The sequence below is a fragment of the Amycolatopsis saalfeldensis genome, assembly GCF_900110575.1.
Classification (GTDB): domain Bacteria; phylum Actinomycetota; class Actinomycetes; order Mycobacteriales; family Pseudonocardiaceae; genus Amycolatopsis; species Amycolatopsis saalfeldensis.
The window spans coordinates 323,496-347,738 of the sequence record NZ_FOEF01000004.1; the positions used below are offsets into that span (position 1 = coordinate 323,496).

A 24,243-nucleotide genomic window follows, 5' to 3' on the forward strand; every position below is an offset into this window, starting at 1 on the left:
TGCGGTGTCAAGGGTTCCGGTGCCCGGCGCGAGAACGGGCCGGGACCGTATCGTCCCGACGACCCTAGGCGGGACGATACGGTCCTGTCCAGTGCTAACATCGCCGCCCATGCCGGAAATCAAGCGCCGAACGCCCACGGGCGCCGCCGTCCTTCGGCAGGACCTGACGGATTCCATCGTCGAGGCCGTCCTGGACGAGCTGGCCGAGAAGGGCTACCAGTCCCTGTCGATGGACGCCGTCGCGCGCCGCGCCGGCGTCGGCAAGAGCGCGCTGTACCGGCGCTGGCCGTCGAAGCTGGAGATGACCGTCAGCACGTTCGCGGAACTGGGCGTGCCGCCGGCGGCGATCCCCGACACCGGCTCGTTTCGCGGCGACCTGCGCGCAGTCCTCGACGCGGTACTGGACTGGTTGGGCGACCCGCGCATCGGCCCGATCTTCACCGACCTGCTCGGCGTCGCCCGCACCAACGAATCACTCGCCCGCGGCCTCACCGACGACATCGCCGCCCCACGCCGCGCACTGGGCATGGAGGTCCTGGACCGCGCCGTCGCCCGCGGCGAAATCCCCCCGGACATCGACCGCGAACTGGCCCTGGACGTGTTCGCCGCGCCGGTCTTCTGGCGCCTGCACGCCCGGCGCGAACCGGTCACCCCGGAGTACCTCGACCAGGTGGCCGACCTGATGGTGAAGGCCTTCACCTGACGCCCAAGGCGGTGCCGCACAACGCTTCCCCCCACCACCCGGAAGCCCGACCCCGGCGCCCGCGTGGCCGGGGTGATCGCGTAGAGTTTCCGGCAGCCACGCCCCCGTAGCCCAACTGGCAGAGGCAACGGATTCAAAACCCGTCCAGTGTGAGTTCGAATCTCACCGGGGGCACGCCACCTCGCCCCGTTTCGAACGGGATGGGCGCCGATCGGACATCGTGACGGCCTGGCTCGCGGATCGTATCCGCCGAGACTGCCCCGAGTCGGAAACCGCCTCCCGCCCGATGTGGCGAACTGTCCGAAATGGACTGGCAGGTCAGCGGACCCGTCGGTGACGGTGTGGTGACGCTCGGGCGGTGGTATGCGGGACATGGAGCATGCCCGTCCCGCGACCGAACCGACACCGGCCCGGGTGTCCGTGCCGGACATCGTGCCGGAGGTGCTGCGCGAGCCGGGACGCCCGCTGGACCGGGCGATCCAGGCTCACGCCGAAGCCGACCTGCGCTGGGACTTCAGCCGGGTACGGGTGCACACCGGTGATCGGGCCGCGAGTTCCGCGCGGGCCATCGGCGCGACCGCGTACACGCTCGGCCAGGACATCGTGTTCGGCGCCGGGCGGTACGCGCCGGGTACCGCCGAGGGGAACCGGCTGCTCCGGCACGAACTCACCCACGTGCGCCAGCAGCCCGCGAGCCCGCCGGGTCGTCCGCTGCGCGTCGGCGAGCCGCACGCGGCGGCCGAGCTGCAGGCCGGCCTGGTGGACACCGCGGGCGTGATCCGGCGCCAGACCGACCCCGAGAGCCTGACCAGGCAGCAGATCCTCGAGCTGTTCGGCCAGTCGACGTCCAAGGACGACTTCATCCTCAAACTCGGTCTCGGCCCGGTCAGCGACGACCGGCTCGGCGCCTACCTGCTCGGCAAGGGGTTCACGCCGGCCGCGGAACGGGAGGACCCGGCGATCGCGGCCATGCCGCACGTGGAGCCGGGCCGCCCCGGGGACGAGATCGTGGGGCGCGTCATCCAGCGGGAGTCGCCGGACATGATGGGTTTCGTCGGCACCTACGAACGCGGCACCGCGCGTGAGCTGGACGAACGGCAGGCGCAGGCGAACGAGCGGACCAACCTGATGATCATGGGGAACTTCATCAGCATCCTGGGCGCCACGCACCTGGACACGATCACGCCGAGGATGGGCGAGGTGCAGATCGAGCACCGGGCCGCGCCCACTCCGCGCTCCGCCGCGGGCAGGCGGCTGGCGCGGGCGCTCGGCCCGGAACCCGGCCCGCGGCCGATCCCGGGCGCGACCGAGGTCCCGCAGGCCCGCGAGCTCGCCGTGTCGAGCCCGCGCCTGCTCGGCGAGTACGAACAACTCGCGAATGCCAAGATCCCGGGCATCGTGACCGAGCTGACCAAGAGCCCGCGCCGGACGCCCAACCGAGCGCGGCTGGCCCGGCTGGGTGCCGATTTCCAGGCGTTGATGAACGAGGTCGGCAACGCGTCCACGCTGAATCCGGGCCAGCGCCGGCGCGCGGAGGCGATTCTGGACGAGGCCCGTCCACTGGGCAAGCAGCAGTACACGGACCTGCGCGGCCGGTCAACCAGCGGTTGCGGCAGGACAAGCAGCTGAACGACATCGCGCAGCGGCTGATCAGGATGGGTGACGCCGTCGACGACGGGCGCGGCGCGCTGAAGGTGCGGATCAGGGACAAGAGCACCGGCACGGTCGGCTACGAGCCGCTCAACCTCGAACACCGCATCCGCGAGACCGACAACCCGTGGGCCACCAAGTCACCGGGCAACCTGGTGGTCACCGACGCGCCGCAGAACCAGCAGTACCTGGAGAGCCTGCGCGAACTCGGGTCCATCTGGCCCAGCGGCGACCGGGTGGAGAGCTTCGTCGTCAAGCACGGGCTCAACAAGGAGGGGGTGGACTTCCGCCCGGGTGCCCGGTGACGCGGCAGGGGGCCGTCCGCTCGGCTCCCCGGCCCGTCAGTCCACATCGGACAGGCCGGGCCGGAGTGCCGTAAAATCCCGCAGGGGACATAGGCTGACAGCCACCTCGGGTGATTCGGGCCGATCCGCACGGCCCTCGGCTCCGAATCCCTGCGCGGGTGACGATGGTGGGTGCGGATGGCTGAACTGCGACCGGATGGCGGCGACACGGCGCGGTCGCTCGCGGTGAGCGTGCTGGACCGGCTCGACCAGCTGACCGATGTCCTGGTCTCCGTGATCGGCGACCAGAATCCCGGTTACAGCCTGGTCGACGTCGTGCCGCGGGACGATTTGTGGCATTCGTGCCACGACAACCTCCGGCGCGTGCTCCAGCTCGTCGGCCATGCCGGCGACGCCGAGGACTTCTACGACGCGGCGCGCGCGACCGGACGGCGCCGGGCCGAGCAGCAGCTGCCCCTCGACGATGTGCTGCGGTCCTTCCGCATCGGCGGGCGCCTGGTCTGGCAAGCGCTGACCGAGCAGGCGCGGGCGGCCAGAGAGGTCAACAACGAGGCCATGCTCGACCTCGCGACCCGGGTGTGGGAGGTCGTCGACGCGATCTCGGCCCAGGTCGCCCAGGCCTACCACGCGGCCGAGCGCAGCCTGGTGCGCGCGGACGAGCAGCGGCGCGCGTCGTTGTGGGAAGGGCTGCTGCAGGGGCGGGCCGTCGACGCCGGGTTCGCCTACGAGGCCGGCCGCACTCTCCGGCTGCCGGTCTCCGGGCCCTACGTCGTCGTGACGGCCGCGGGTCCCGGCGGTGCCGACTGTGTCGAACCGCTGGGTGCCGCGCTCGAGAAGGCCGGCGCGGCGTCGGCCTGGCAGCTGCGGGCCGACGTGCTCGTCGGCTTGGTTTCGCTGCCCGGCCGCGACGTCGCCAAGGCCGCCGCCGCGGTGGGGTCCGTGCTGAGCTCCGCGGCCGGGGTGTCGCTGGCCGTCGACGGGCTGGCCGCCGTGCACACCGCCTACCGCCAATCGGTCCTGGCGATGCGGACCGTGCCGCCGGGCCGGACCGAGGTCGTGTGCCTGGCCGAACGCCTTCCCGAGGCCTTGCTGCTCAGCTCGCCGGAATTGACCGATTCCCTGCTGCAGACCCACTTGCGCGGCCTGCTGGACCTGGGCGGGCACGAACGCGGCTTCCTGCTGGAAACCCTCGCGACCTGGGTGGGCACCGGCGGTTCGGCGACGCGCTCGGCGCAACTGCTGCACTGCCACCGCAACACCGTGCTCAACCGGATCCACCGCATCGAAGGACTGATCGAGCAGCGGCTCACCGGCGGGGAACTGACGCTGGAGCTGGGGCTGATCGTGCGCGCCCTGCCGTTCCTCCCGCCACCGCGCGTGCCCTGACCGGCACTGACTGTGCACCGTGCACAACGGCACTAGGCCAAACGTAGGCAGCCAGGGCATTCTTTCGGCGGCGTGACCTGTGTAACACTCCGGCCGGCGGCGTTCAGCCCCGCACTTCTCCGACACCGCCGTTCGAGAGGAAACCAGCCGCTCATGGCCCACCACGTCCCCGCCGCGCAGCCACCGGACGAGCCCGAATCGCGCACCCTCGGCCGCCGCCGCTTCCTAGGCTTCGTGCTCGCCGCCCCGACGCTCGCCGTCGCCGCGCAGGTGGGCGCCGCCGAACTCGCGCCCGGCCGGGCCGAGGCGGCGATCCCCTCACTGCCGCAGCCGGAAGACATCTTCGACCTCGGCGACCTGCAGAATCTCGCCGCCCTGCCGACCTCGGGCCTGATCACCGTCCAGGTCGGCACCGACGGCCGCGCGTCCTTCGCCGTCCCACGCGCCGAGGTCGGGCAGGGGATGACCACCGCGGTCGCGATGATGATCGCCGAGGAGCTCGACCTGCCACTGGACCAGATCGACGTCACCCTCGCCGACGCCCGGCCCGAGCTGCTGATGAACCAGCTCACCGGCGGGTCGAACTCGATGCGCAGCATCTACACCCCGGTCCGCACCGCCTCGTCGATCGCCCGGCAGCGGCTGCTCGCCGCGGCGGCGGCGCAGTGGGGCGTTCCGGTGTCGCAGCTGACCACGTCCGCCGGGACGGTCCGGGACTCCAGCGGCCGGCAGGCGGGGTACGGCTCGCTGTCGAAGGCCGCCGCGTCCGGCAAGACGGTCAGCGTGGTCGCCACCTTGAAGTCGCCCTCGGAGTTCAAGGTCCTCGGCACGCCGCAGAACCGGCTCGACGCGCACGCCGCGGTCACCGGTCGCAAGCAGTTCACCCTCGACGTCGCTGTCCCGAACGCCCTGCCGACCATGGTCGCGCGACCGCCGACGATCAACGGGACGCCGCGGGCGATCGCCAACGCGGCGCAGGTCAAGGCGATGTCCGGGATCACCGACGTCGTCGCCATCTCGCACGGGGTCGCGGTGCGCGGCCGTACCTTCGGCCAGTGCATCGACGCGATCCGGGCGCTGAAGGTCACTTGGGGCCCCGGCACGGTGGACGGCGAGTCGGACGCGACCGTGCTCGGGAAGCTCAAGGCCGCGCAGCTGCCGATGGCCGTGCCCGGACTGCTCGACCAGTACCTCGACGCGGAGTTCACCTTCGCGGCGGCGAGCAACAGCCCGCTGGAGACCGGCTCGGCGATCGCCGACGTGCGGCCGGACAGCGCGGAGATCTGGTCGTGCCTGAAGGTGCCGATCGTCGCGCAGGAGGACATCGCCAAGCAGCTGGGCCTGCCGCAGGACGCGGTGAAGGTGCACGTGACCCAGGGCGGCGGCTCGTTCGGCCGGCACCTGTTCCACGACGCCGCCGCCGAAGCGGCCGAGGCGTCGCAGAAGATGGGCAAGCCGGTCAAGCTGATGTGGTCGCGCACCGACGACTTCCGGCAGGGCCGCATCCACCCGATGTGCGTGTCGCGGGTGCGGGCGACCTACCTGCTGGGCAACGTGATCAGCTTCGAGCAGCGGCACACCAGCGTGGAGACCGAGTTCAGCCACGGGCTCGGCGAGATGCTGACGGCGTTCGCCTCCCGGCTGCCGATCGCCGGGAACCTCAGCTTCGCGGAGTCGATCTTCCTGCTGAGCCAGTCCTCGCCGTACAACTTCGGCGTGACCACCCAGCTGCTCAACGAGATCCCGCTGAAGTTCAACACCGGCAGCATGCGCAACATCTACTCGCCGAACGTGGTGACCGCCGAAGAGCTCGTCGTCGACCAGCTGGCGAAGAAGTTCGGCAAGGACCCGCTCGCGTTCCGCCGGGAGTTCCTCAAGGACGCCCGGCTGCGCGCGGTCCTCGACAAGGCCGCGCAGGCCGGGAACTGGGGCCGGGCCATGCCCGCCGGCACCGCCCAGGGCATCGCGCTGCACTCCGAGTACCGCGGTGCGATCGCGGTGCTGGTCGAGATCGACTGCCGGCCCGAGACCGTGAACCGCAAGGTCCCCGACGCGGTCACCGGCCCGCGGGTGACGAAGGCGATCGTCGTCGTCGACCCCGGCTTCGCGATCAACCCGCGTGGGCTGGAAGCGCAGATGATCGGCGGGCTCAACGACGGCATCGCGATGTGCCTGACCTCGAGCGTGCACATCAAGGACGGCATCCCGCTGGAAGGCAGCTGGGACGAGTACTTCTACACCCGGGAGTGGAACACCCCGCCGGAGATGCAGGTCATCGTCATGCCCAACACCTCGTCCAGCCCGAGCGGCGCCGGCGAGCTCGCGGTCGCGCCGTCGTTCGCCGCGGTCGCGTGTGCCTACGGCCGGGCCGTGGGAAAGATGCCGACCTCGTTCCCGATCAACCACGGCACGCTCAGTTTCGAGCCGTTGCCGCTGCAGCCGTCCACGCCGCCGTCGCCCACCGACGGCCTCGACCACGCCTTCTGAGGAGCCAGCCGTGCCGCAACACACCTTCAAGGTCAACGGCCGGCAGGTCACCGTCGACGCCGACGACGACCTCCGGCTCCTCTGGGTCCTGCGCGACCTGCTCGGCATCACCGGGCCCAAGTACGGCTGTGGCCTCGACGTCTGCAAGGCGTGCACCAGCCACATCAACGGGAAGGCGTTCAACCCCTGCTCGGTGCGGGTCGCCGACATCAAGGACACCGACGAGATCACCACGATCGAAGGCCTGCCCGCGACCGTCGGGAAGGACCTGCACCCCATGCAGGAGGCGTGGCTGAAGGTGGACGTCGCCCAGTGCGGTTACTGCCAGCCGGGCCAGATCATGGCCGCGGTCGCGAAGGTCAAGCAGGCCACCGCCGCGGGCCACGCCATCACCGACGCCGACCTGGACGAGATCCGCAACATCTGCCGGTGCGGCACGTACGCCCGGATCCGGGAGGCGATCCAGGCGGGGGCCGCGAACATGTAGGCGGGGGGCACCTCGTCCGGCCGCCGGTCCTGAAGACTCCGCCGGCGAAACACGCATCACAGCCCCTGGCACGCAATGTCCGTCCTCATGGGTGAGATCCTGAACGGCCCTGCCCGGTGCTGAACACGTCCATGGCCATCCGCAGTCTTGACAGGCTGCGCTAGCCGTCGCGGAGAAGTTCGGCTAACTCGTCGAGGGAATCGACGAGTTGGCCGGCGTCGCGCTGGACCAGTTGGTCATCGGCCCATAGACCCTCGAGAAGAACGCACGAGGCGGCTTGACCACACCCGCTCGTCGGAGGCGGCGATGCCGTCTACGGATAGATTCGATGCCCGCGCAGCTCGTCGGTGAGATTCGAACTCACACTGGACGGGTTTTGAATCCGTCGCCCCTGCCAAGACGGGATGAGTGCCCTGCCCGAGTTCCAGCGGTCCGCCGGCGAAGTGACGGCTGGGCGAGCGCCGGTGGGACGTAAGCCACGTCGATCGGTCCGAGGTCGACACCCGGTGGGACGATTTCGTCCAGGCGGTCGAGCAGGTCGGTGCCGAGGACGGTGTCGGCGCCGGCGAGCAGGTCCTCGAGTTGTGCAGGCGTGCGGGGGCCGATGATGGCGGCGGTGACGGCCGGATGGGCGGTCACGAACGCCAAGGCGAGGTGGGGCAGCGAAAGGCCTGCTTGGGAAGCAAGCTGGGCGAGGGCTTCGACGGCGTCGAGTTTGCGGGTGTCGGTCAGGTGCTGCCGCGCCCAGTGGAGGCGGCCGGGTGACGGGGTTTCCGCGCTGTCCTTGCGGAGGCGGCCGGCGAGCAGGCCCATCGCCAGCGGGCTCCACACCAGGACGCCCAGGCCGTGGCGTTCGCAGACCGGCAGGATTTCGCGTTCGACGCCGCGGTTGAGGATCGAGTAGTGCGGCTGTTCGGAGCGGAAACGGGCCAAGCCGCGCCGTTCGGCCACCCATTGGGCTTCCACGATGTCCGAGGCCGGCAGGTTGGAGTGGCCGATCGCGCGTACCTTGCCCGCGCGCAGCAGCTCGGTCAGCGCGCTCAGGGTTTCCTCGACGTCCGTGCCGGGTTCGGGGTGGTGGGCCTGGTAGAGGTCGATGTGGTCGACACCCAGGCGGCGCAGCGAACCTTCGACGGCGGACACGATCCACCGGCGGGAGCTGCCGCGCTGATTCGCGCCGGATCCCATGGGGCCGTTGAACTTCGTGGCCAGCACGACGTCGTCGCGCCGGCCGCGCAAGGCTTTGCCGACGATCTTCTCGGACTCGCCGTCGCCGCCGTAGACGTCGGCGGTGTCGATGAGGTTGATGCCGCCGTCGAGGGCGCGGTGGACGAGGCGCACGCAGTCGTCGGGATCGGGATTGCCGTACGGGCCGAACATCATCGTGCCCAGGGCGTAGGCGCTGACCTGGATGCCGGTCCGGCCGAGCGGGCGGGTCTGCATGCGGTGCTTCTCCTGTGCGGTGCGGGAGTGCGGCCGGGGGAGCGGCCGCACTCCTCGGGGTAGGGGTCAGTACGCGGCCGGGACGTTGACGATCCAGGTGACGCCGAAGCGGTCGGCGAGCATGCCGAAGGCGGGCGCCCACTGGGCCGGGCCGAACGCCTCGATCACGGTCGCGCCCTTGGCCAGGCCCTCCCACAGCGGGGTGACCTCCTCGATGCTCTCGCCGCTGACGGACAGGAAGAACGGCTCCTTGGTGATCGTGGTGCCGTTTTCACGACGGGTGCTCGGCACGCCCGGGGCCGCCGGCGCGTGCTCGCCGGGCACGTCGTAGGCCATGACCCGGAAGCCGTTGCCGGCGACGACCTGGCCGAACACGACGTTCGTGGCGCCGGGCAGCTCGGCGGGCATGCCGAAGTCGGCGTACGTGGCGACGGTGAGCTGGCCGCCGAAGACCGACTGGTAGAACTCCAGGGCTTCGCGGGCCTCGCCGTGGAAGTTCAGGTGGGCGACAGCGTTGAGCGACATGGGTTTTCGGTCCTTCACGAGTGATTCCTGGTGCCGGAGGCTTCCGGCGACAAGAACCACGATGTCAGCGGTACAGGTCAGAGAACGTCCGCTACTTGTGGCAGGGTGAAAACATGCCCATCGCCTCCTCGACGACGACCTCCAGCCGGCTGCTGTCCCTGCTGTCCATGCTGCAGGCCCGCCGCGACTGGCCGGGCGGCCTGCTCGCCGAGCGGCTGGGCGTCAGCGAGCGGACCGTGCGACGCGACGTCGACCGGCTGCGCGAGCTGGGTTACCCGGTCCAGGCGGTCAAGGGCCCCGACGGCGGCTACCGCCTGGAAGCGGGCAGCCAAATGCCGCCACTGCTGTTCGACGAGGAGCAGGCGGTCGCGCTGGCCGTGGCGCTGCGGATCGCCGTCGGGACGGGCGCGGGCATCGAGGAGGCCGCCGCGCGGGCGCTGGCCACGGTGCGGCAGGTGCTGCCCTCGCGGTTGCGGCACCGCGTCGACGCACTCGAGATCAGCGCGGCCGCGCACGGCGCCGATCCCCAAGTCGACACCGCGGTCTTGCTGACACTCAGCGCCGCGGTCCGCGCCGGGGAGGAGCTGCGGTTCGATTACCGTTCGCCGGGCCGCCCCGAGCAGGCCGGGCCGCCCCGCCGGGTGCAGCCGCACCACCTCGTGGTGCGGGCCGGTCGCTGGTACGTCGTCGGCTGGGACCCCGACCGCGAAGACTGGCGGACCTACCGGGCCGACCGGATGACACCGCGTTTCCCGACCGGGCCACGGTTCGCCCCCCGTGAAGTGCCGGGCGGCGACGTGGCCGCCTTCCTGTCGGCCCGGTTCAAGGGCTCCGAGGGCGCCGACGCCTGGCCCTGCCGCGGCGAGGTGATCCTCGACCTGCCCGTGGCCGAGGTGGCGCCGTTCGCCGGTGACGGTGTCGTCGAGGAATTCGGCGCCGACCGGACCAGGCTGACGTCCGGGTCCTGGTCCTGGGCCGCGCTCGCGGCGGCGCTGGCCCGCTTCGACACCGAGATCGAAGTGGTCTCCCCGCCGGAGTTGCGGTCGGCGTTCGCCGAGCTGTCCCGTCGCGCTGCCCGCGCCGCGCGGGCCGGATAGGAGTTTGCACGCAGCGGCAACGTTTGTGCACAGCGACGGCAGCCGCGGCCGTTCGTCCGGGCGAGAATGGCCAACGTGCTCAGGTGGGTGGATCTGCGGTCCCGGAGGCCGTGTCCCGCGTGCCGGGGCCGCGTTCTCGCCCTGTTCGCGCCGCTGGGCCTGCGAAACGGAGTCCGCTGTGTGGAGTGTGGTGGTGCCGGTCATCCTCGCGACGGCGGCGGTGTTCGCCGTGACCAGGTTCCGGGCGGCGGGCCGCAAGCTCGATGAGCTGCTGGCGGAGATCGACGAGCGGGAACCTCCGGCGGACGAGGGCCGTGCACCGCGCCCGGACCGCTGACGGATCGGCGCGCTCACCCCGGATGCTCCTCCCGGTGGCGCCGGATTTCCCTTGCCGCGGAACGGAAATCTCCCGGGCTGGCGCCGAATTCCTTGGTGAACGCCCGGGTGAAGTGGGACTGGTTCGCGAATCCGGCTTGACGGCTGATGCTTCCGATCGTTTCGTGCGCGCGCCGGGCGTCGAGCAGCATGGCCCTGGCGCGGTCGAGCCGGGCGCCGCGGAGGTAGCTCGCGACGCCCTCGCCGCCGAAGATCTCGTAGAGCCTGGTCCGGGAGATGTGGTGCGCCCCGGCGACCTCGTCCACGGTGAGGCCGGTGTCGGACAAGCGGTTGTCGAGGTATTCCATGATCTGCTCGCGCCGGGCGTCGCGGGTCAGCGCGTGGTCCGGGTCGCGGCCGAGCAGCGACCGCAGCACCAGATCGGCCAGTCCGCTCAGGTAGTGCATGGTCCCCACCGCCTCCGCTTCGCCGGACCGCGCGAGCTCCGTCGCCGAAACCGAGAGCAGCCGGCGGAGCGAGGGATCCAGCGGAACGGACTGCATCAGCATCGGCCTGAGCTCGCGGTACGGAACGGTGAGCCGGTCCAGCGGCACCCAGAGCCCGGTCGTCCGGCCGCGCTCGCGGCTGAGCGCCTCGTGCGTGCCGGCTCCGCCGACCACCAGTTCGCCGTGGTGGTGGGTGAAATCCGACCGTCCGTTGCGGACAGTCCACGGCGTGCCTTCGCGCAAGTACAGGGCCGCGGTCTCGCCCAGCTCCTCCTTCAGCACCCGGACCGAGGGCAGTTCGCCGTGCGCGATCGCGAACTCGTCGATCCGGACGACGCCCACATCCGCGTGGTGGTCCGCCTGCTGCGGGCTGGCCAGCGCCACCGAAGTGGTGTCGATCTTGTCCAGCTCGTGCTGGAACTGCGTCCAGGCGATGCCGCCGGGGGTCCAGCCGAGGGTGTGCCGCTGGATCAGGGGGCGGAGGGGACTGTCCGGCTGGGACACGCCGTCACCTCCGCGGGCCGCCCGGTGTATTCAGGTGGGATAGGCGTGATTCTGGGACTCACCGGTCCGGAAGTCAAACAAGCGTTAACGGCTCATCCCTCTCCCGGGTGACCGGGAAAATGCACGCTTCGGCAAAAACCGGTACAGCCGAACCACCGGGCTCGTGCCGTTCTGCCATACAGTGGGCGGCCATCCGAGGTCACCAGGAACCGTTTCCCGTTGCCGGTCCCGCACTCGCAGGAAGGGACGAAAATATGACGCAGGTCGAAATTCGGGAACCCGCGGCCGATTTCCCGTTGCGGGCGAACGCCCGGGCCGCCGCCGGTTCCGGCCGGGTCCTGGTCGTCTGCCCGTCGCTGTTCGTCCGCGAGGGCATGACCCGGCTGCTGGAGCAGTCGGGCGGCGACGCCGTCGTGCACGCGGCCGCCACCATGGACGCCGGGCTCCAGCTGGACCGGCTGCTGCGGCCCGCGTTCGTCTGGGTGCACGAGGAGGCCGATCCGCATTTCGGTTTCGTGCGGCTGTTCGCGGAAAGCCGCCATGACAGCCGGGTCGCGGTGCTGCTCAAGCCCGGGGAGCGGGTCCGCGAGCGGGCCTCGCTCGCCTTCGAGACCGGCGCTTTCGCGGCGTTCGACGCCTCGTCCGCGGTCGATCAGCTGCTGGACGGCCTGCGCCTGGCCATGCGGGGCCGCCCCCATCTGCCGTCTTCGCTGCGGCCGCCGGACGGCCACGGCGCCGTGGCCCGCCCGGTCCGCCGGCTGCTCACCGGCCGCGAGGTCCAGGTGCTGCACCTGATGGCGGAGGGCCTGCAGAACCGGCAGATCGCGGACCTCCTGTTCATCTCGGTGGAGACGGTGCGCACCCACGCGAAGGCGACGATGCGCAAGCTCGGGGCGCAGAGCCGCGCCGACGCCGTTTCGCGCGGTTTCCGGCTGCGCATCCTTTCCCCCGAAACCTTTCCGGCCCCGGTGCTTTTCCCGCGGCCGTCGAGAGCGGATTTCCCGATTCGCGGATAGCCCCGGCTTGCCTGTCCGTTCGCCCTTTTTGCCGATTCGTCCCGGCGGGTTCCCGCCCGCCGCCCGCCGCCCCGACACTGGGCGCAGGCGAGGCGAGGAGAAACCGGGATGGAAGTCTGCCAGGCGCTGCGGCGGCTGCTCGGCGACGTCGAGATCGAGCACGTTTTCCGCGACGCGCCGACCACTGTGCGCCTCGAGATCCGGGCGGGCGCGGAAACCGCGATCGGGACCGGCGCCCACGATCTGCTCCGCGGCACCTGGCAGATCGGCGGGGGCGGCAAATCGATCTTCCTCGCCGTGTTCGATCAGGCGCGGACCACCGTGCTCACCCAGGGGCGCCGGATCGACGTCCCGGCGGGCCACCTGTTCGCGGGCTCGTCGGAGGTGCCGTTCACGGTGATCCAGGAGGGCGCCTGCCGGTGGCACGTCATCCGGGTCGGCGGATCGCTGATCCAGCTACCGCCCGCGACCGTCGATCGGGTCCTCTACCGGCCGTACGCGCTGAGCCCGCAGGCGCGCCAGCTGATCGAGAACATCATGCCGATCACCGCCGGGCTCGACGGGGACGGGCAGCCGGCGGTCGATGTGGCCGGCCTCGACCACTATCTGAGCGGGCTGGCCGAGCTGATCCTCCGCTCGATCCACGCCACCGGGCCCGACGCGGGTCCCGGGACGGCGCGGCGGGAGCACATCGAGCGGTACATCCGGCGGAACCTCACCGACCCCCGGCTCTGCGTCGGCTCGGTCGCCGCCGCGCACGCGGTCTCCCGGCGCCGGCTGTACCAGCTGTTCGACGGTGCCGGCGTCGCGCGCTTCATCCGGCGGGCGAGGATCGACAAGGCGAAGGCGCTGCTCGCCGATCCGGCGTATCGGGACCAGAGCATCAGGCAGATCGCCGAGTCGGTCGGCATCCGCAGCGCGCAGCATTTCTCCCACCTGTTCCGCGAAGCGACCGGCGAGTCGCCGCTGTCCTTCCGCCGGAATGCGGTCATTCAGCTCGGCGAGCGCAGCGCGAAATAGCCGACTTTCATGAACCGGTCGCCGGGCAGCCGGTAGAGGATCTTGCCCAGATACGCGCCGGGCACCAGCTGGACGAGCTCGTCGCGGATATCCCGGATCACCAGCCGCGGGTTGCCCGAATTGGCGTAATCGATGGCCAGGACGCTGAGGTCGGGATCGTTTTTCCCCCGATCGGGGTAAGCGCTGAAATCGAAAGCCAGCACGCCGTCGGTGCCGTCGGTCATGGAGTACAGCGGCCAGAGCAGTTTCGCGGGCAGTTTCGCCGTGCGGGGCATCCGGTTCACGCCGCCGGTCGCCCCGAAGCGTTTGCCCTGCCAGGGCATCCACATCCCGGTCAGCAGGCGCACGGCGTTGTCCAGCAACGGATTCGTCGTGGTGGTGACCAGGATTCCCTCGGTGGAGCCACGCAATCCGTCGGGCGGGTCCCCGTGCCGGAACAGTTCGTTGAGTTCCCCGTCGGCCGCCGCGCGGTTCGTGGCGGCTTTGGCCGAGAGCTCTCGGCACCAGTCCCAGGCCCGCGCGGCCGCCGGCTCCCGTGCCGTGGCGGCCAGTTCCCTGATCCCGAGGAGCCGCCGCGCCACGGTGGCGGCCGCGGAATCGCCGGCCGTGCGTAAGTCTTCCATGGGAACAGTGGACTCGGCCGGGGTGCATTTCGGAATACCTCACGAAGGGGAGAACGGCGATTGTGGCCGGTGATCCGGGGTACGGTTCGCTTTCCCGAACCCGAGACGGACCGATTCCGGGGCGGACATCACCGAAGATGTGAGGATGTGGGCCGGATGGTGGATCAGGGAAAGCGCCGGGTGCCGAATCGGCTGGGCGGGCGGCAATGGCACCAGCTTCCGGCGCCGAAGATGCCGATGCCCGCGCAATTGGCCGCGTTGCCGCTGCACCTGGGCACCTTGATCAGGATCCGGCGGAAGCTCCGGGAGGAGAATCTGTACGAGGTCCCGCTCGAGGCGAACCCCGCCGCCCCGGCCGAGCCGGTCGAGCCACCGGAGGAAGCCCTGCGCGCCAGGACCCCGGACGGCCGGTGGAACGACCTGTCGGACCCGGAAATGGGCAGCGCCGGCACACCGTTCGGCCGGAACGTGCCGCCGCACCTGACCCGGCCGGACACCCGGATCATGATGGACCCGAACCCCCGTGACATCAGCAACCTGCTGCTGGCCAGGGACACGTTCAAGCCCGCGCACATCATCAACGCGCTGGCCGCCGCCTGGCTGCAGTTCGAGAACCACAACTGGTTCTTCCACGGCACCGGCGACCCGGCCGACTGCATCGAGATCCCGCTGTCCGAACAGGACGACTGGCCCGAGCGGCCGATGCGGATCCGGCGGACCCCGCGCCATCCCTGCTCCCACACGAAGACCGACCGCGCGCCGGCGTACGTCAACGAGGAAACGCATTGGTGAGACGCTTCGCAGCTCTACGGCACCGGTGCGGCGAAGCAGAAGAGCATCCGCAGCTACGTCGACGGCAAGATCAGGGTCCAGGACGACGCCCGGCTCCTGCCGCACGACGAGCTGCCCGGCGTGGACCTCACCGGGATGACCGAGAACTGGTGGACCGGGGTCGCGATGCTGCACACGTTGTTCTCCCGTGAGCACAACGCGATCTGCGACGCGATCAAGAAGGAGCATCCGGAATTCGGCGACCAGCGGCTGTTCGAGGTCGCCTGGCTGACGAACGCGGCGCTGATCGCCAAGATCCACACCGTCGAATGGACGCCCACGGTGCTGCGGCACCCGGCGCTGCAGGTCGGCATGCGGGCCAACTGGTGGGGCCTGGCCGGGGAGACCGTCGGCCGGACGCTCGGGCGGTTCAGCGACCGGGACGTGGTGAGCGGCATCGTCGGCTCCCCGCCGAGCCACCACGGGGTGCCGTTCTCCCTGACCGAGGAGTTCGTCTCGGTCTACCGGATGCACCCGCTGATCCCCGACGACTGGTCGTTCTTCGACCTCGAAAGCGGCCGCCTGGTGGAAAAGGCCTCGTTCACCGACATCCAGGGCGCGGCCACCCGGGCGTTCATGGACAAGTACTCCATGGCCGATCTGTACTACTCGTTCGGGCTGGCCAACGCCGGGCGCGTCTGCCTGCACAACTACCCGAACGCCCTGCGCCGGCTGCACCGGATCGACGGCCAGCTGACCGATCTGGCCACTTTGGACATCACCCGTGACCGCGAGCGCGGCGTGCCCCGCTACAACGACCTGCGCGAGGCGCTGGGCATGCCCCGGGCGAAGACGTTCGCCGAGCTGACCCCGAACCGGAAGTGGGCGGCCGAGATCGACCGGCTGTACAAGGGTGACGTCGACCTGGTGGACACGATGGTCGGGATGTACGCGGAAGAACCGCCGCTGGGCTTCGGGTTCTCCGACACGGCGTTCCGGATCTTCATCCTGATGGCGTCGCGCCGGCTGCAGAGCGATCGGTTCTTCACCTCGCACTTCACCCCGGAGGTGTACACGAAAACCGGGTTCGACTGGGTGCGGAAGACCACGATGAAGGAGATCCTGCTGCGCCACCACCCGGAGCTGGCGACCGCGCTGGAGCACGTGGAACTGCCCTTCGCCCCGTGGCCGGTGTCCTCGGACGAGGGGGGAGGCGGCCTGGTCCCGGACCGGCTGAAGGCCGGGGTCAAGGCGTTGAACCTGCTCAAGACCGTCGCGCGGGCGCCGCTCGACGACACCCGGGAGCCGCCGCTGTTCGCCCCGCAGCCGAAGTTTCCCTGATGGAGGGTGCCGCCCATGGTCCGCGAGTTCCCCGAGCTGAGCCTGCCGGAGAGAGTGGTGTTCACGGCTCTTCAGATCGCGCCGAACACTCTGGCCGGGTTGTTCAGCCAGCGCGACAACCTGGTGAAGGCCTTCGACAGCCTGGGTACCGAGGTGCTCGCGGCTCGGCTGCTGGCGGAACTGCGGGCGGCTCACCCCGGCGACGCGCTGTGGGCGCGGGTGCTCGGCGACCGGACGCTGCTCGTCTTCGGCGAGCCGTTGCTGCGGGAGGTGCTCGACCGGTCCGGGGACGACTTCGCGTCGGACCCGGCGGTGAAACTGCGGGGGATGAGCCACTTCCAGCCCGGCGCCCTGACGATTTCCCACGGCGAGAAGTGGCGTGTGCGCCGGGCGTTCGCCGATGCGGCGCTCTCGCCGGGGAGCCGTGTCCATCCGCTGGCGCCGCAGTTCTTTTCCGTGGTGCGGCGCGAGATCGCGGTGATGAAGGAGGGGGCGAGGGCGTACCTGCTCGACTGGGGCCGGTTCGAGGAAACCGTGGAACGCATTGCGCGCCAGGTGATCTTCGGCTCCCGGGCCCGGGACGACGGGGCGCTCACCGCGGCGCTGCACGCGATGATGGCCGAGGCGAACCAGGTGAACGGGCTCCGGAAGTCGAGGCACTTCGATCCGTTCTACCGGCGCGTGGCGCACTACGTCCGGGCCGCGGAACCGGGCAGCCTGGTTTCCCGGCTGCCGCCGGCTCCGGAGGAGGTCAGCGCGCTCACCCAGGTGACGCATTGGGTGTTCGCGATGTCGGGCACGCTGGCCGCCAACGTGTTCCGGACGCTGGCGGCGATCAGCGGCCAGCCCGCGCTCGAGCGGCAGGTGCGCGGCGAACTCCGGTCGGCCCCACTCACGACGGCGTCCGATGTGGATGGACTGAAGCACCTGGAATCCTGTCTGCACGAGAGTATGCGGCTCTGGCCGACGACGCCGATGTTCGGCCGGCGGGCCACCGCGGCGACCACTCTCGGCGGGGTGCCGATTCCCGCGGGAACGCCGGTGCTGGTGGTGAACTCGTTCAATCACCGGGATCCGGTGTCGGTCCCGGACCCGGACGCGTTCGTGCCGTTGCGCCAGACCGGCATCGACTACCGGTTCAACCAGTTCGGCAACGGGCGGCAGGGCTGCCCTGGACGTGACCTCGCGGTATTCCTGGCCAAAGCCATTCTGGCGGAGCTGCTGACCGGTTGCCGATTCGTCGAACAGGCGCGATCGAGTCTCGTCGAGGGCGGTCCGATGCCCGTCACGCTGAACCATTTTCTGCTGTGCTTCGCGATGGAGCCGGTGAAACAGATCGCATGACTCCGAAGAAAGGATCGACTGATCATGGAGAACAATTCCGCAGAGGTGGCCGCGCCGAAGCACGGCCGGAGATTCAAGACCGTCATGGCCGGGATCGGGGTCGCCGTCGGGGCGATGGCCCTGACCGGCGGCGCCCTCGCGGCGTTCACGATCCAGGGCGGCGGCGACGCGTCCGGCCGGGCGCTGGGCGCGGGTGACCTGAAGGCCCTCGTGTTCACCCAGGTCGCCGATCCTCAGGGCGACCTGCTGCCCGGCGGCACCGGCGCCGCGTCCTTCACCGTGGCGAACGCGAACGGGTTCGCCGTGCAGGTGAACAAGATCAGCCTCGGCGGGCTGACCGTGGAGCCGGTCGCCGGGCAGACCTGCGGTCCGGAGAACTTCAGTGTGCCCACCGGGCCCATCACCCTCGCCAAGCCGCTCACCGTCCCGGCGAATTCGACCGCGCAGACCGGCTCCATCCCCGGCGCCATCAGCTTGTCGGCCGATGCGGGCAACGGCTGTCAGGGCGCGAAGGTGGTCGTGAAGGTCACCGCCATCGATGCCGTGACGGCAGCGGGATAGCGAGCCGGCGGGGTGCGAGCGGGCATGAGACGACCGATGCTTCTGGTGAGCGCGATACCCGTGGTCCTGATGGTGGGCGGCGTCGCGGCGGCCGCGGAACCGGTCACGCTGAACGCGGTGAGCGAGCCGGTGGCGGACCTCCTGCCCGGGCGGACCGGCTCCGCGCAGTTCACCGTGATCAATCCCAACGGGTTCGGCGTGCGGCTGGTGTCACTGTCCTTCGACCGGGTGAAGTCCTCCTCGAACCCGGTGGGCTGCCCGGCCGGCCTGCTCGCCACCCACGACCGACAGCCGGCCGGCGGGCTTTTCGTGCCGGCGTCGGGCCGGGCTTCCTTCGCCGTGCCGGGGGCGCTGACCCTGTCCGCGGCGGCGACCGACGCGTGTCTCGGCGTGACGTTTGTCGTCGAGGCCCGGGCCGAGGGCGTCGAGGATGACCGGGGGGCGAGCGCGGTGCCACCGACGGGCCAGGAGGGCTCGGGGCCGGTCGGCGCGCCGGCGAGCAACGGCGGCCCTGGCCAAGGGAAACTGGCGTTCACCGGGGTCTCGCTCGCCATGCTGGCCGGGGTCGCGCTGGCCTTGCTGCTCGCCGGGATCACGGCGCGGCTGTCCGGAGCCCGGCGTCGTCGCGCGCAGGGGGCGCGGCGATGAACGGCGGCCGGAACGTCAAGGCGGTGGGAGGCCCGGCCGGCCGGAAGGCGCTGCTGCCCGGTGTGCTCGCGACGTTGTCCGCGCTGGCATTGAGCGTGGCTTCGTCTCCGACGGCCGCGGCCTCCTACGGCCTGACCGGGTCCGGCACCGCGAGCGGCCGGGCCGGCACGCTGATCCGTCCGGACGGTCTCATCTGGACCGACACCGGCGGCAGCTGCCTCGGAACCGATGCGCGCATCACCTTCGCCCCGCCGCAGCCGGGCGTGACCTACCAGATCCGAATGGTCGGCAAAGGGAATCACCCGGACGGGAACTACCACCCGATCGCGACCGTGGTCACCTTGGCCGGTCCGGTTGTGAACCGGCCGTTGCCCCGGGGAGGCGCCGATCCACGGCTGGAGTACCTGTTCGTGCAAGCCACGCTGGGCAACTGGGTGAGCAATTCCCACGTCGTGGGCTGTACGCCGACGAAACCGGGCGTGGTCAGGGAAGTACCGCCCGCGGTCATCCCGATCTGGGGTCTTCCCGGCTACAACGGGGCGGACACGCCGAACAACCCGAACACGCCACCGCCGCCGAGCCCGGCTCCGCGATCTGGCGCCGCCGGTGCCCCCACGGGGGCCGCCACCTCCGCGCCGACAGCGGAAAGCGCCGCTCCGCCAGGAGCCGCCGAGACCACCGCCCCACCGGTCCCGACGGAGACGTCGTCCGAGGCACCGCCGTCTCCGGCAAGCGGGTCCGGCTCATCCTCGGCCGCATCCGGCTGACGCGGCCGGCTCGGTTGCCCGGTGCGCGCCACGCCGGCATGAAACGGGGTATAGTCCGTTTGACCGTACAGTCGATCAACGAAAGAGTTGGTGGAGTCATGCCTCTCACCGGGGAGTACGAGCCGGGCGCGTTCGAGTTCAGCCGTAACCAGGTGGACCTCTACGAGAGCTCCGGCGGCACGGAGGGCACCGACAACCAGGGTGCGCCCGTGATCGTCCTGACCTCGCTGGGCGCCAAGACCGGCAAGATCCGCAAGACGGCCCTGCAGCGGGTGGAGCACGAAGGCGAGTACGCGGTCGTGGCCTCTTTGGGCGGTGCACCCAAGAACCCGGTCTGGTACTACAACGTGAAGGCGAACCCGCACGTCGAGCTTCAGGACGGCCCGGTCAAGAAGGACTACCGGGCCCGGGAAGTCGACGGCGACGAGTACGCCACCTGGATCGCCCGGGCCATCGAGGCATGGCCGGACTACGCGGAGTACCAGAAGAAGACCACCCGCCGGATGCCCGTCTTCGTCCTGACGCCGTTCGACGCGTAGGCAGCATCGGCGCGCGTGAAGGAATTTCTGCCGCAGCTGGGCAAACCACGTCCGGAGCGCGCGGACGCCGTCCGCAACCGGGCGCTGCTGCTGGCGGCGGCGCGGGCGCTGGTGGCCGAGCGCGGGGCGAGCGACGTCACGATGGACGAGCTCGCCGCGCGGTCAGGGCTGGGCAAGGGCACGGTCTTCCGCCGGTTCGGCAGCCGGGCGGGCATCTTCCAGGCGTTGCTGGACGAGGAGGAACGCTCGCTGCAGCAGGCCGTCATGGCCGGCGACCCGCCGCTCGGCCCCGGCGCCCCGGGGCTGGAGCGGCTGGTCGCCTACGGGACCGCGCGGATCGGCTTCCTGTTCGACAACCACGAGATCGCCCGCGCCTCGCTCGACGGCGGGCAGAAGATCCCCGCCGGCGAATCCCCGTTGTCCCGCTTGCACATCCGGATGCTGCTCGGCGAGATCCGGCCCGCGTTCGGGGATCTCGACGTGCTCGCCGCCCAGCTCACCGGCGCCCTCGACGGGCCGCTGATGCTCCAGCTGCCCACCGAAGACCTTTCGTCCGCCGCGGCCGCGCGACAGCGGAAGCGGCTCATGCAGGGCTGGACCGAACTCGTCACCCGGCTCTGCGCCTTGCCGCACCGCGGGCCTTCAGAAGAGGCACACGGGGTTCACCGGTGACCCGGTGCCGCCGGGGATGCGCAGGGGTGCGGCGGTGAGGAGGAATTCGGCGGTGCCCAGCTCCGCGCAGACGCGGTGGAGGCCGGCGAGGCGCGGGCAGTCGAGCAGCACCAGCCCCATGGCGACGAGGCCGATCTGGTGCAGCGGCAGCGGGACAACGCTGCTGGGGAACGGGATCTGCTCGACGCAATCTCCACTGTAGACGGCGACCTCGCGGTCGTGGAGCCACGGGAGGCAGGTCGCGTCGAGACCGGCGCGGTGGCCGGGGTCTTCGGTTCCCTGTTCGGCTTCGCGTCGTTCGAGTCCGATATGGACGAAGACCGCGTCGCCGGTCCCAACGGTGGTTCCGGAGCGGCGCTCGGCCGCGTCCAGATCGCCGGCGGTGACCGGTTCGCCCGGTTCGAGGAACGGCACGCCGCGGGCCGCCGCCACGTCGAGCAGCACGCCGCGGGTGACGATGCCTTCGCGCTGGGCGAAGATCGAACCGGTGCGAAGTCCTTGGGGGCTCAGCAAATCCGCGGAGGTGCGGCCGTTGTAGCCCCGGCCCTGCCAGAAGACGTGGGTGATGGCATCGAGGTGGGTGACGGCGAACCCGTGCGGCGCGAGCTCGAAACTGTCCAATGCCGACACCGGGCTGGTCGAGTCGAAGAGCATCCGGTGCCGGAGCGGGTCGGTGTTGAGGCGATCGGGGCTGGTGGACAGGTCCCGCCCGATCGACACGACGCGTCCGTGCCGGACCAGCGCGGCCGCGGCGCGCCGGTTGGCGTCGGTGATGTAGTTCAGGGTGCCGAGTTCGTCGTCCGGCCCCCATTTGCCGGTGTTGGAGCAGCGGTCGAACAGGGCGACGAGCTCCTCGTCCGTCACGAGGCTTCTCCTTGGGTGCGAAGGGGCGGCTGAACGAGTTCGAGCACGATCCGGTCCGGGTCTTCGAGGTAACAGGTGAACCCGCCGGTGTTGACGCCGGCGGTGATGGCGTTCGGCGGTGAGTAGAACCGGACGCCGGCGGCGGTCATCCTGGCGTAACGGTCGTGGATGTCGTCGACGGTCAGCGCGAGGTGCGCGGCGCCGGGGTTGCAGATCTCGGCCTCGCCGCGGGTGCCCCGGGGCTGGACGTACTCGACGAGCTCGAGGTCGTGGGTGGACCGCCCACGGGGCTGGCCGGGCACCACGAGCTGGGCGATCCGCAGGTGCGCCTGCGGGTACCCGACCAGCTTGCTGGTGTACTCGTTGCTCTGTTCCTGGGCGTGGATCAGCTCGAGGCCGAGCTGTTCGGTGTAGAACGCCACTGATTTGTCCAAATCGGACACCGTGAAGCTGAAGTGCCAGACGCCGTGGAGCACGTGATCACGCTCAATTCATTTCGAGGCCGCCGCAGACGTTCACGGCCTGGCCGGTGATGTAAGCAGCCGACGGCGAGAGCAGGAAGCCCGCCGTCTCGGCCACTTCGGCGGGGGAGACGATGCGGCCGAGCGGAATCTGCGCGGCCTGGTGGTCGAACGACTGCTGCGGGGTGATGTGCTCGATCTTCGCCTTCGCCTGGTGGATCGCCCGGGTCATGTCTGTGTCGACCACGCCGGGGCAGATCGCGTTGACGGTGATCGTGTGCTCCGCCAGCGCCTGCGCGGCCGAACGGACGACGCTGATCACCCCGGCCTTGCTGGCCGCGTAGTCCGCGGCCGTCGCGCGGGCGCCCCGGCCGGCGACCGACGACACGGCCACCATCGCGCCGCCGCCGTGCTCGCGGGCGCGCCGGGCGACGGCGCGCAGGACCAGGAACGTGCCCTTGAGGTTCACCGCCATCGTGCGGTCCCAGCTGTCCTCGTCGAGGTCGAGGAACGGGCTGTTGCGGATCACGCCGGCCGCGGTGACCGCGAGGGTCACCGGGCCCAGGTCGTTCTGCGCGCTCGTCACCGCTTCCTCGACTGACGCGCCGGACGTGACGTCCACTGGGTACGCCAGCGCGGTCCCGCCGGCCGAGTTGATCAGCTTGACTGTGTCCCCGGCCGCTGCCGTGGCGATGTCGGCGACGGCCACGTTCGCGCCTTCGGCGGCGAGCAGCTGGGCGCACGCACGCCCGATTCCGCCGCCCGCGCCACTGATGAACGCGGTCTTCCCGTCAAAACGTCCCACCGGACCTCCTTGTCAGGTTTCGCTTGTGTGCCACAGTTCCAGGGCGGCGTCGACCGTCTCCTGGGGGCGGCCGAGGTAGGACTCCGGCCGCAACTGCTCGATGTCGGCGGCGATGTCCGCGGGCAGGGCACCGCGCAAGGCCGTGGACAGCGGTTCGCCGGTGGCGCGGCACTGCTGCACCGCCGCGTACACCACGTCGTGCGCGTTCTCCCGGCCGAGCCGGCCGGCCAGCCGCATCATGTAGGCCTCGGCCATGACCAGCCCGCCGTCGGCGGCCAGATTGGCGCGCATGGCCTCCGGGAAGACCTGCAGGCCGCCCGCGATCGAGGCGCAGGTGCGCAGCGCCGCCGCGGACAGGGCGACGACCTGGGGGAGCACCTGCCACTCGGCCTGCCACTCGCCGGCCGCGCGTTCGTGGCCCGCCTCCATCACCCGGAACAGCGCCGAGCTGAGCGCGCCGGTGGTGGCGGACAGTCCGATGACCGCTTCGGATTCGATCGGGTTGACCTTCTGCGGCATCGTGGAGGACGCGCCCCGGTGGTGCCCGGAGGCCTCGCCGACCTCGGCGATCTCGGTGCGCGACAGGTCGACGACCTCACGCGCGAACCGGGCGCACGTCGCGGCCGTCAGCGAGCAGACCAGGCCGAACTCGGCGAGACCGTCGCGAGCCACGTGCCAGGGCACGTCGGTCGTCCCCAGCCCGAGCAGCTCCGCGACCCGGGCGCGCAGCCGGACGGCCTGGTCCCCGTAAGCGGCGGAGGTGCCGCCCGCGCCGAACAGGGAGACGATCGCGACCCGCCGGCGGGCCGCGGAGAGCCGATCACGGTGGCGGGCGAGCTCGCCGAGGAAGGTGGCGAGCTTGGCGCCGAAGGTGGTGGGCACGGCCTGCAGCGCGTGGGTGCGTCCGGCGATCACGGTGCCGGTGTGCGCCTTGGCCAGCCGGGCCAGCGCGTCGCCGAACCCGCCGAGCAGCTCGCCGAGGCGGGCCGCGGCCTCGTCCAGCTGCAGCGCCAGCCCGGAATCCATCACGTCCTGCGTCGTCGCGCCATAGTGGACCCGGCCGCGGTGCGCCTCGGGCAGCGCGGCGTCGAGCTGGCGGACCAGCGACAGGATCGGGTAGCCGACGGTGCGGGTCTCCTTCCACAACCGGTCCAGGTCGATGTTCGCCATCTTCGCGGCGCCGGCGACGGCCATGGCGTCCGCGCTCGTGATCACGTCCAGTTCGCCCTGTGCCGCCGCCAATGCGGCCTCGACCCGGAGCCAGGCTTCGACCGTGGCCTCCTCCGACAGGATCGCCGTGATGCGCTCGTCGCCGTACAAGCCGACCAGCATCTCGAAACGCTGCGGGCCCATCGCCCTCCCTCGCTCGCTGTGGTGACCGGATCGGTCAATCGATTGTCTGA

Annotated in this window: 24 protein-coding genes, 1 tRNA gene and 1 pseudogene; 18 read left to right on the forward strand and 8 right to left on the reverse strand. The window is 70.8% G+C overall.

The annotated features are described in order from the left end of the window. The first annotated feature begins 109 nt into the window (after positions 1–109). From BMY97_RS12315 to BMY97_RS12345, 7 genes are all read left to right on the forward strand, one after another. Positions 110–703, forward strand: a complete 594-nt coding sequence (locus tag BMY97_RS12315) for a TetR/AcrR family transcriptional regulator (RefSeq protein WP_091616900.1) — start codon at positions 110–112, stop codon at positions 701–703. 100 nt (positions 704–803) lie between these two features. Then, a tRNA-Leu gene (locus tag BMY97_RS12320) sits at positions 804–877 on the forward strand. 198 nt (positions 878–1,075) lie between these two features. After that, positions 1,076–2,332: an eCIS core domain-containing protein gene (locus tag BMY97_RS12325; RefSeq protein ID WP_177231295.1), complete on the forward strand. Its 1,257-nt coding sequence runs from the start codon at positions 1,076–1,078 to the stop codon at positions 2,330–2,332. Further along, positions 2,311–2,658, forward strand: coding sequence for a hypothetical protein (locus BMY97_RS12330; protein WP_091616902.1), 348 nt, complete (start codon positions 2,311–2,313; stop codon positions 2,656–2,658). Before BMY97_RS12325 ends, BMY97_RS12330 begins: the two co-directional genes overlap by 22 nt. A 177-nt stretch (positions 2,659–2,835) precedes the next feature. Then, on the forward strand, positions 2,836–4,044 hold the full coding sequence (locus tag BMY97_RS12335; protein ID WP_091616903.1) for a PucR family transcriptional regulator: 1,209 nt from the start codon (positions 2,836–2,838) through the stop codon (positions 4,042–4,044). Between the two features lie 153 nt (positions 4,045–4,197). Beyond that, complete coding sequence (locus tag BMY97_RS12340; protein ID WP_091616904.1) at positions 4,198–6,531, forward strand: molybdopterin cofactor-binding domain-containing protein; 2,334 nt, start codon at positions 4,198–4,200, stop codon at positions 6,529–6,531. 10 nt (positions 6,532–6,541) lie between these two features. Next, the gene (locus BMY97_RS12345; RefSeq protein WP_091616905.1) at positions 6,542–7,018 is read left to right on the forward strand and encodes a (2Fe-2S)-binding protein; all 477 of its coding nucleotides are present in this window, start codon (positions 6,542–6,544) and stop codon (positions 7,016–7,018) included. A 360-nt stretch (positions 7,019–7,378) separates the two neighbouring features. Here BMY97_RS12345 and BMY97_RS12350 read toward each other — a convergent pair whose 3' ends face one another. Together BMY97_RS12350 and BMY97_RS12355 are read right to left on the reverse strand one after the other, a co-directional pair. Then, positions 7,379–8,461, reverse strand: a complete 1,083-nt coding sequence (locus tag BMY97_RS12350) for an aldo/keto reductase (protein WP_091616906.1) — start codon at positions 8,459–8,461, stop codon at positions 7,379–7,381. Positions 8,462–8,527: 66 nt separating this feature from the next. After that, entirely contained in the window at positions 8,528–8,986 is a 459-nt protein-coding gene (locus BMY97_RS12355; RefSeq protein WP_091616907.1) for a VOC family protein, read from the reverse strand. 113 nt (positions 8,987–9,099) lie between these two features. Between BMY97_RS12355 and BMY97_RS12360 the strand changes: the two genes are divergently transcribed. Together BMY97_RS12360 and BMY97_RS46990 are read left to right on the forward strand one after the other, a co-directional pair. Then, positions 9,100–10,083, forward strand: a complete 984-nt coding sequence (locus tag BMY97_RS12360) for a helix-turn-helix transcriptional regulator (protein WP_091616908.1) — start codon at positions 9,100–9,102, stop codon at positions 10,081–10,083. A gap of 178 nt (positions 10,084–10,261) precedes the next feature. Next, on the forward strand, positions 10,262–10,420 hold the full coding sequence (locus tag BMY97_RS46990; protein WP_177231296.1) for a hypothetical protein: 159 nt from the start codon (positions 10,262–10,264) through the stop codon (positions 10,418–10,420). Positions 10,421–10,433: 13 nt separating this feature from the next. On the opposite strand, the gene BMY97_RS12365 is transcribed toward BMY97_RS46990, so the two are convergent. Further along, the gene (locus BMY97_RS12365) at positions 10,434–11,408 is read right to left on the reverse strand and encodes a helix-turn-helix transcriptional regulator (protein ID WP_091616909.1); all 975 of its coding nucleotides are present in this window, start codon (positions 11,406–11,408) and stop codon (positions 10,434–10,436) included. A gap of 254 nt (positions 11,409–11,662) precedes the next feature. Here BMY97_RS12365 and BMY97_RS12370 point away from each other — a divergent pair, with 254 nt between their 5' ends. Both BMY97_RS12370 and BMY97_RS12375 read left to right on the forward strand, forming a co-directional pair. Next, complete coding sequence (locus BMY97_RS12370) at positions 11,663–12,424, forward strand: response regulator transcription factor (RefSeq protein WP_091616910.1); 762 nt, start codon at positions 11,663–11,665, stop codon at positions 12,422–12,424. Positions 12,425–12,532: 108 nt separating this feature from the next. Then, positions 12,533–13,444: an AraC family transcriptional regulator gene (locus BMY97_RS12375; protein WP_091616911.1), complete on the forward strand. Its 912-nt coding sequence runs from the start codon at positions 12,533–12,535 to the stop codon at positions 13,442–13,444. On the opposite strand, the gene BMY97_RS12380 is transcribed toward BMY97_RS12375, so the two are convergent. Beyond that, on the reverse strand, positions 13,417–14,067 hold the full coding sequence (locus BMY97_RS12380; protein ID WP_091616912.1) for a hypothetical protein: 651 nt from the start codon (positions 14,065–14,067) through the stop codon (positions 13,417–13,419). The genes BMY97_RS12375 and BMY97_RS12380 overlap by 28 nt on opposite strands. Positions 14,068–14,304: 237 nt before the next feature. On the opposite strand from BMY97_RS12380, the pseudogene BMY97_RS12385 reads away from it, so the two are divergent. The 7 genes and pseudogenes from BMY97_RS12385 to BMY97_RS12415 all read left to right on the forward strand — a co-directional run bounded on the left by BMY97_RS12385 (position 14,305) and on the right by BMY97_RS12415 (position 20,710). Further along, positions 14,305–16,179, forward strand: a pseudogene (locus BMY97_RS12385) (peroxidase family protein). A gap of 15 nt (positions 16,180–16,194) precedes the next feature. Next, a complete protein-coding gene (locus BMY97_RS12390) occupies positions 16,195–17,523 on the forward strand; it encodes a cytochrome P450 (protein WP_091616913.1) in 1,329 nt (442 codons plus the stop codon). A 24-nt stretch (positions 17,524–17,547) separates the two neighbouring features. Next, complete coding sequence (locus BMY97_RS12395; RefSeq protein ID WP_091616914.1) at positions 17,548–18,084, forward strand: hypothetical protein; 537 nt, start codon at positions 17,548–17,550, stop codon at positions 18,082–18,084. Positions 18,085–18,108: 24 nt separating this feature from the next. After that, positions 18,109–18,732: a hypothetical protein gene (locus tag BMY97_RS12400; protein ID WP_143086186.1), complete on the forward strand. Its 624-nt coding sequence runs from the start codon at positions 18,109–18,111 to the stop codon at positions 18,730–18,732. After that, complete coding sequence (locus BMY97_RS12405; RefSeq protein ID WP_091616916.1) at positions 18,729–19,499, forward strand: hypothetical protein; 771 nt, start codon at positions 18,729–18,731, stop codon at positions 19,497–19,499. Before BMY97_RS12400 ends, BMY97_RS12405 begins: the two co-directional genes overlap by 4 nt. Before the next feature lie 98 nt (positions 19,500–19,597). After that, positions 19,598–20,038: a nitroreductase family deazaflavin-dependent oxidoreductase gene (locus tag BMY97_RS12410; RefSeq protein ID WP_091616917.1), complete on the forward strand. Its 441-nt coding sequence runs from the start codon at positions 19,598–19,600 to the stop codon at positions 20,036–20,038. 15 nt (positions 20,039–20,053) lie between these two features. After that, on the forward strand, positions 20,054–20,710 hold the full coding sequence (locus BMY97_RS12415; RefSeq protein WP_091616918.1) for a TetR/AcrR family transcriptional regulator: 657 nt from the start codon (positions 20,054–20,056) through the stop codon (positions 20,708–20,710). Here BMY97_RS12415 and BMY97_RS12420 read toward each other — a convergent pair. The 4 genes from BMY97_RS12420 to BMY97_RS12435 are packed head-to-tail and all read right to left on the reverse strand — an operon-like array spanning position 20,681 to position 24,193. Beyond that, positions 20,681–21,574 (reverse strand): cyclase family protein, encoded by an 894-nt coding sequence (locus tag BMY97_RS12420; protein WP_091616919.1) that lies wholly within the window; start codon positions 21,572–21,574, stop codon positions 20,681–20,683. The genes BMY97_RS12415 and BMY97_RS12420 overlap by 30 nt on opposite strands. Continuing rightward, positions 21,571–22,050 (reverse strand): VOC family protein, encoded by a 480-nt coding sequence (locus BMY97_RS12425; protein WP_177231297.1) that lies wholly within the window; start codon positions 22,048–22,050, stop codon positions 21,571–21,573. Before BMY97_RS12425 ends, BMY97_RS12420 begins: the two co-directional genes overlap by 4 nt. Positions 22,051–22,060: 10 nt before the next feature. After that, positions 22,061–22,840 carry an SDR family NAD(P)-dependent oxidoreductase gene (locus BMY97_RS12430; RefSeq protein WP_091616921.1) on the reverse strand — a complete coding sequence of 260 codons (780 nt, stop codon included), beginning with the start codon at positions 22,838–22,840 and terminating at the stop codon, positions 22,061–22,063. Positions 22,841–22,852: 12 nt separating this feature from the next. Next, a complete protein-coding gene (locus tag BMY97_RS12435) occupies positions 22,853–24,193 on the reverse strand; it encodes a class-II fumarase/aspartase family protein (protein ID WP_218156769.1) in 1,341 nt (446 codons plus the stop codon). Positions 24,194–24,243: the final 50 nt, after the last annotated feature.

Bases quoted from the DNA above. Each gene is read 5' to 3' on its own strand.
- BMY97_RS12315 (WP_091616900.1), top strand. From the start codon at position 110: ATGCCGGAAATCAAGCGCCGAACGCCCACGGGCGCCGCCGTCCTTCGG.
- BMY97_RS12325 (WP_177231295.1), top strand. From the start codon at position 1,076: ATGGAGCATGCCCGTCCCGCGACCGAACCGACACCGGCCCGGGTGTCC.
- BMY97_RS12335 (WP_091616903.1), top strand. From the start codon at position 2,836: ATGGCTGAACTGCGACCGGATGGCGGCGACACGGCGCGGTCGCTCGCG.
- BMY97_RS12340 (WP_091616904.1), top strand. From the start codon at position 4,198: ATGGCCCACCACGTCCCCGCCGCGCAGCCACCGGACGAGCCCGAATCG.
- BMY97_RS12350 (WP_091616906.1), bottom strand. From the start codon at position 8,461: ATGCAGACCCGCCCGCTCGGCCGGACCGGCATCCAGGTCAGCGCCTAC.
- BMY97_RS12355 (WP_091616907.1), bottom strand. From the start codon at position 8,986: ATGTCGCTCAACGCTGTCGCCCACCTGAACTTCCACGGCGAGGCCCGC.
- BMY97_RS12360 (WP_091616908.1), top strand. From the start codon at position 9,100: ATGCCCATCGCCTCCTCGACGACGACCTCCAGCCGGCTGCTGTCCCTG.
- BMY97_RS12370 (WP_091616910.1), top strand. From the start codon at position 11,663: ATGACGCAGGTCGAAATTCGGGAACCCGCGGCCGATTTCCCGTTGCGG.
- BMY97_RS12375 (WP_091616911.1), top strand. From the start codon at position 12,533: ATGGAAGTCTGCCAGGCGCTGCGGCGGCTGCTCGGCGACGTCGAGATC.
- BMY97_RS12380 (WP_091616912.1), bottom strand. From the start codon at position 14,067: ATGGAAGACTTACGCACGGCCGGCGATTCCGCGGCCGCCACCGTGGCG.
- BMY97_RS12390 (WP_091616913.1), top strand. From the start codon at position 16,195: ATGGTCCGCGAGTTCCCCGAGCTGAGCCTGCCGGAGAGAGTGGTGTTC.
- BMY97_RS12395 (WP_091616914.1), top strand. From the start codon at position 17,548: ATGGAGAACAATTCCGCAGAGGTGGCCGCGCCGAAGCACGGCCGGAGA.
- BMY97_RS12400 (WP_143086186.1), top strand. From the start codon at position 18,109: ATGAGACGACCGATGCTTCTGGTGAGCGCGATACCCGTGGTCCTGATG.
- BMY97_RS12405 (WP_091616916.1), top strand. From the start codon at position 18,729: ATGAACGGCGGCCGGAACGTCAAGGCGGTGGGAGGCCCGGCCGGCCGG.
- BMY97_RS12410 (WP_091616917.1), top strand. From the start codon at position 19,598: ATGCCTCTCACCGGGGAGTACGAGCCGGGCGCGTTCGAGTTCAGCCGT.
- BMY97_RS12435 (WP_218156769.1), bottom strand. From the start codon at position 24,193: ATGGGCCCGCAGCGTTTCGAGATGCTGGTCGGCTTGTACGGCGACGAG.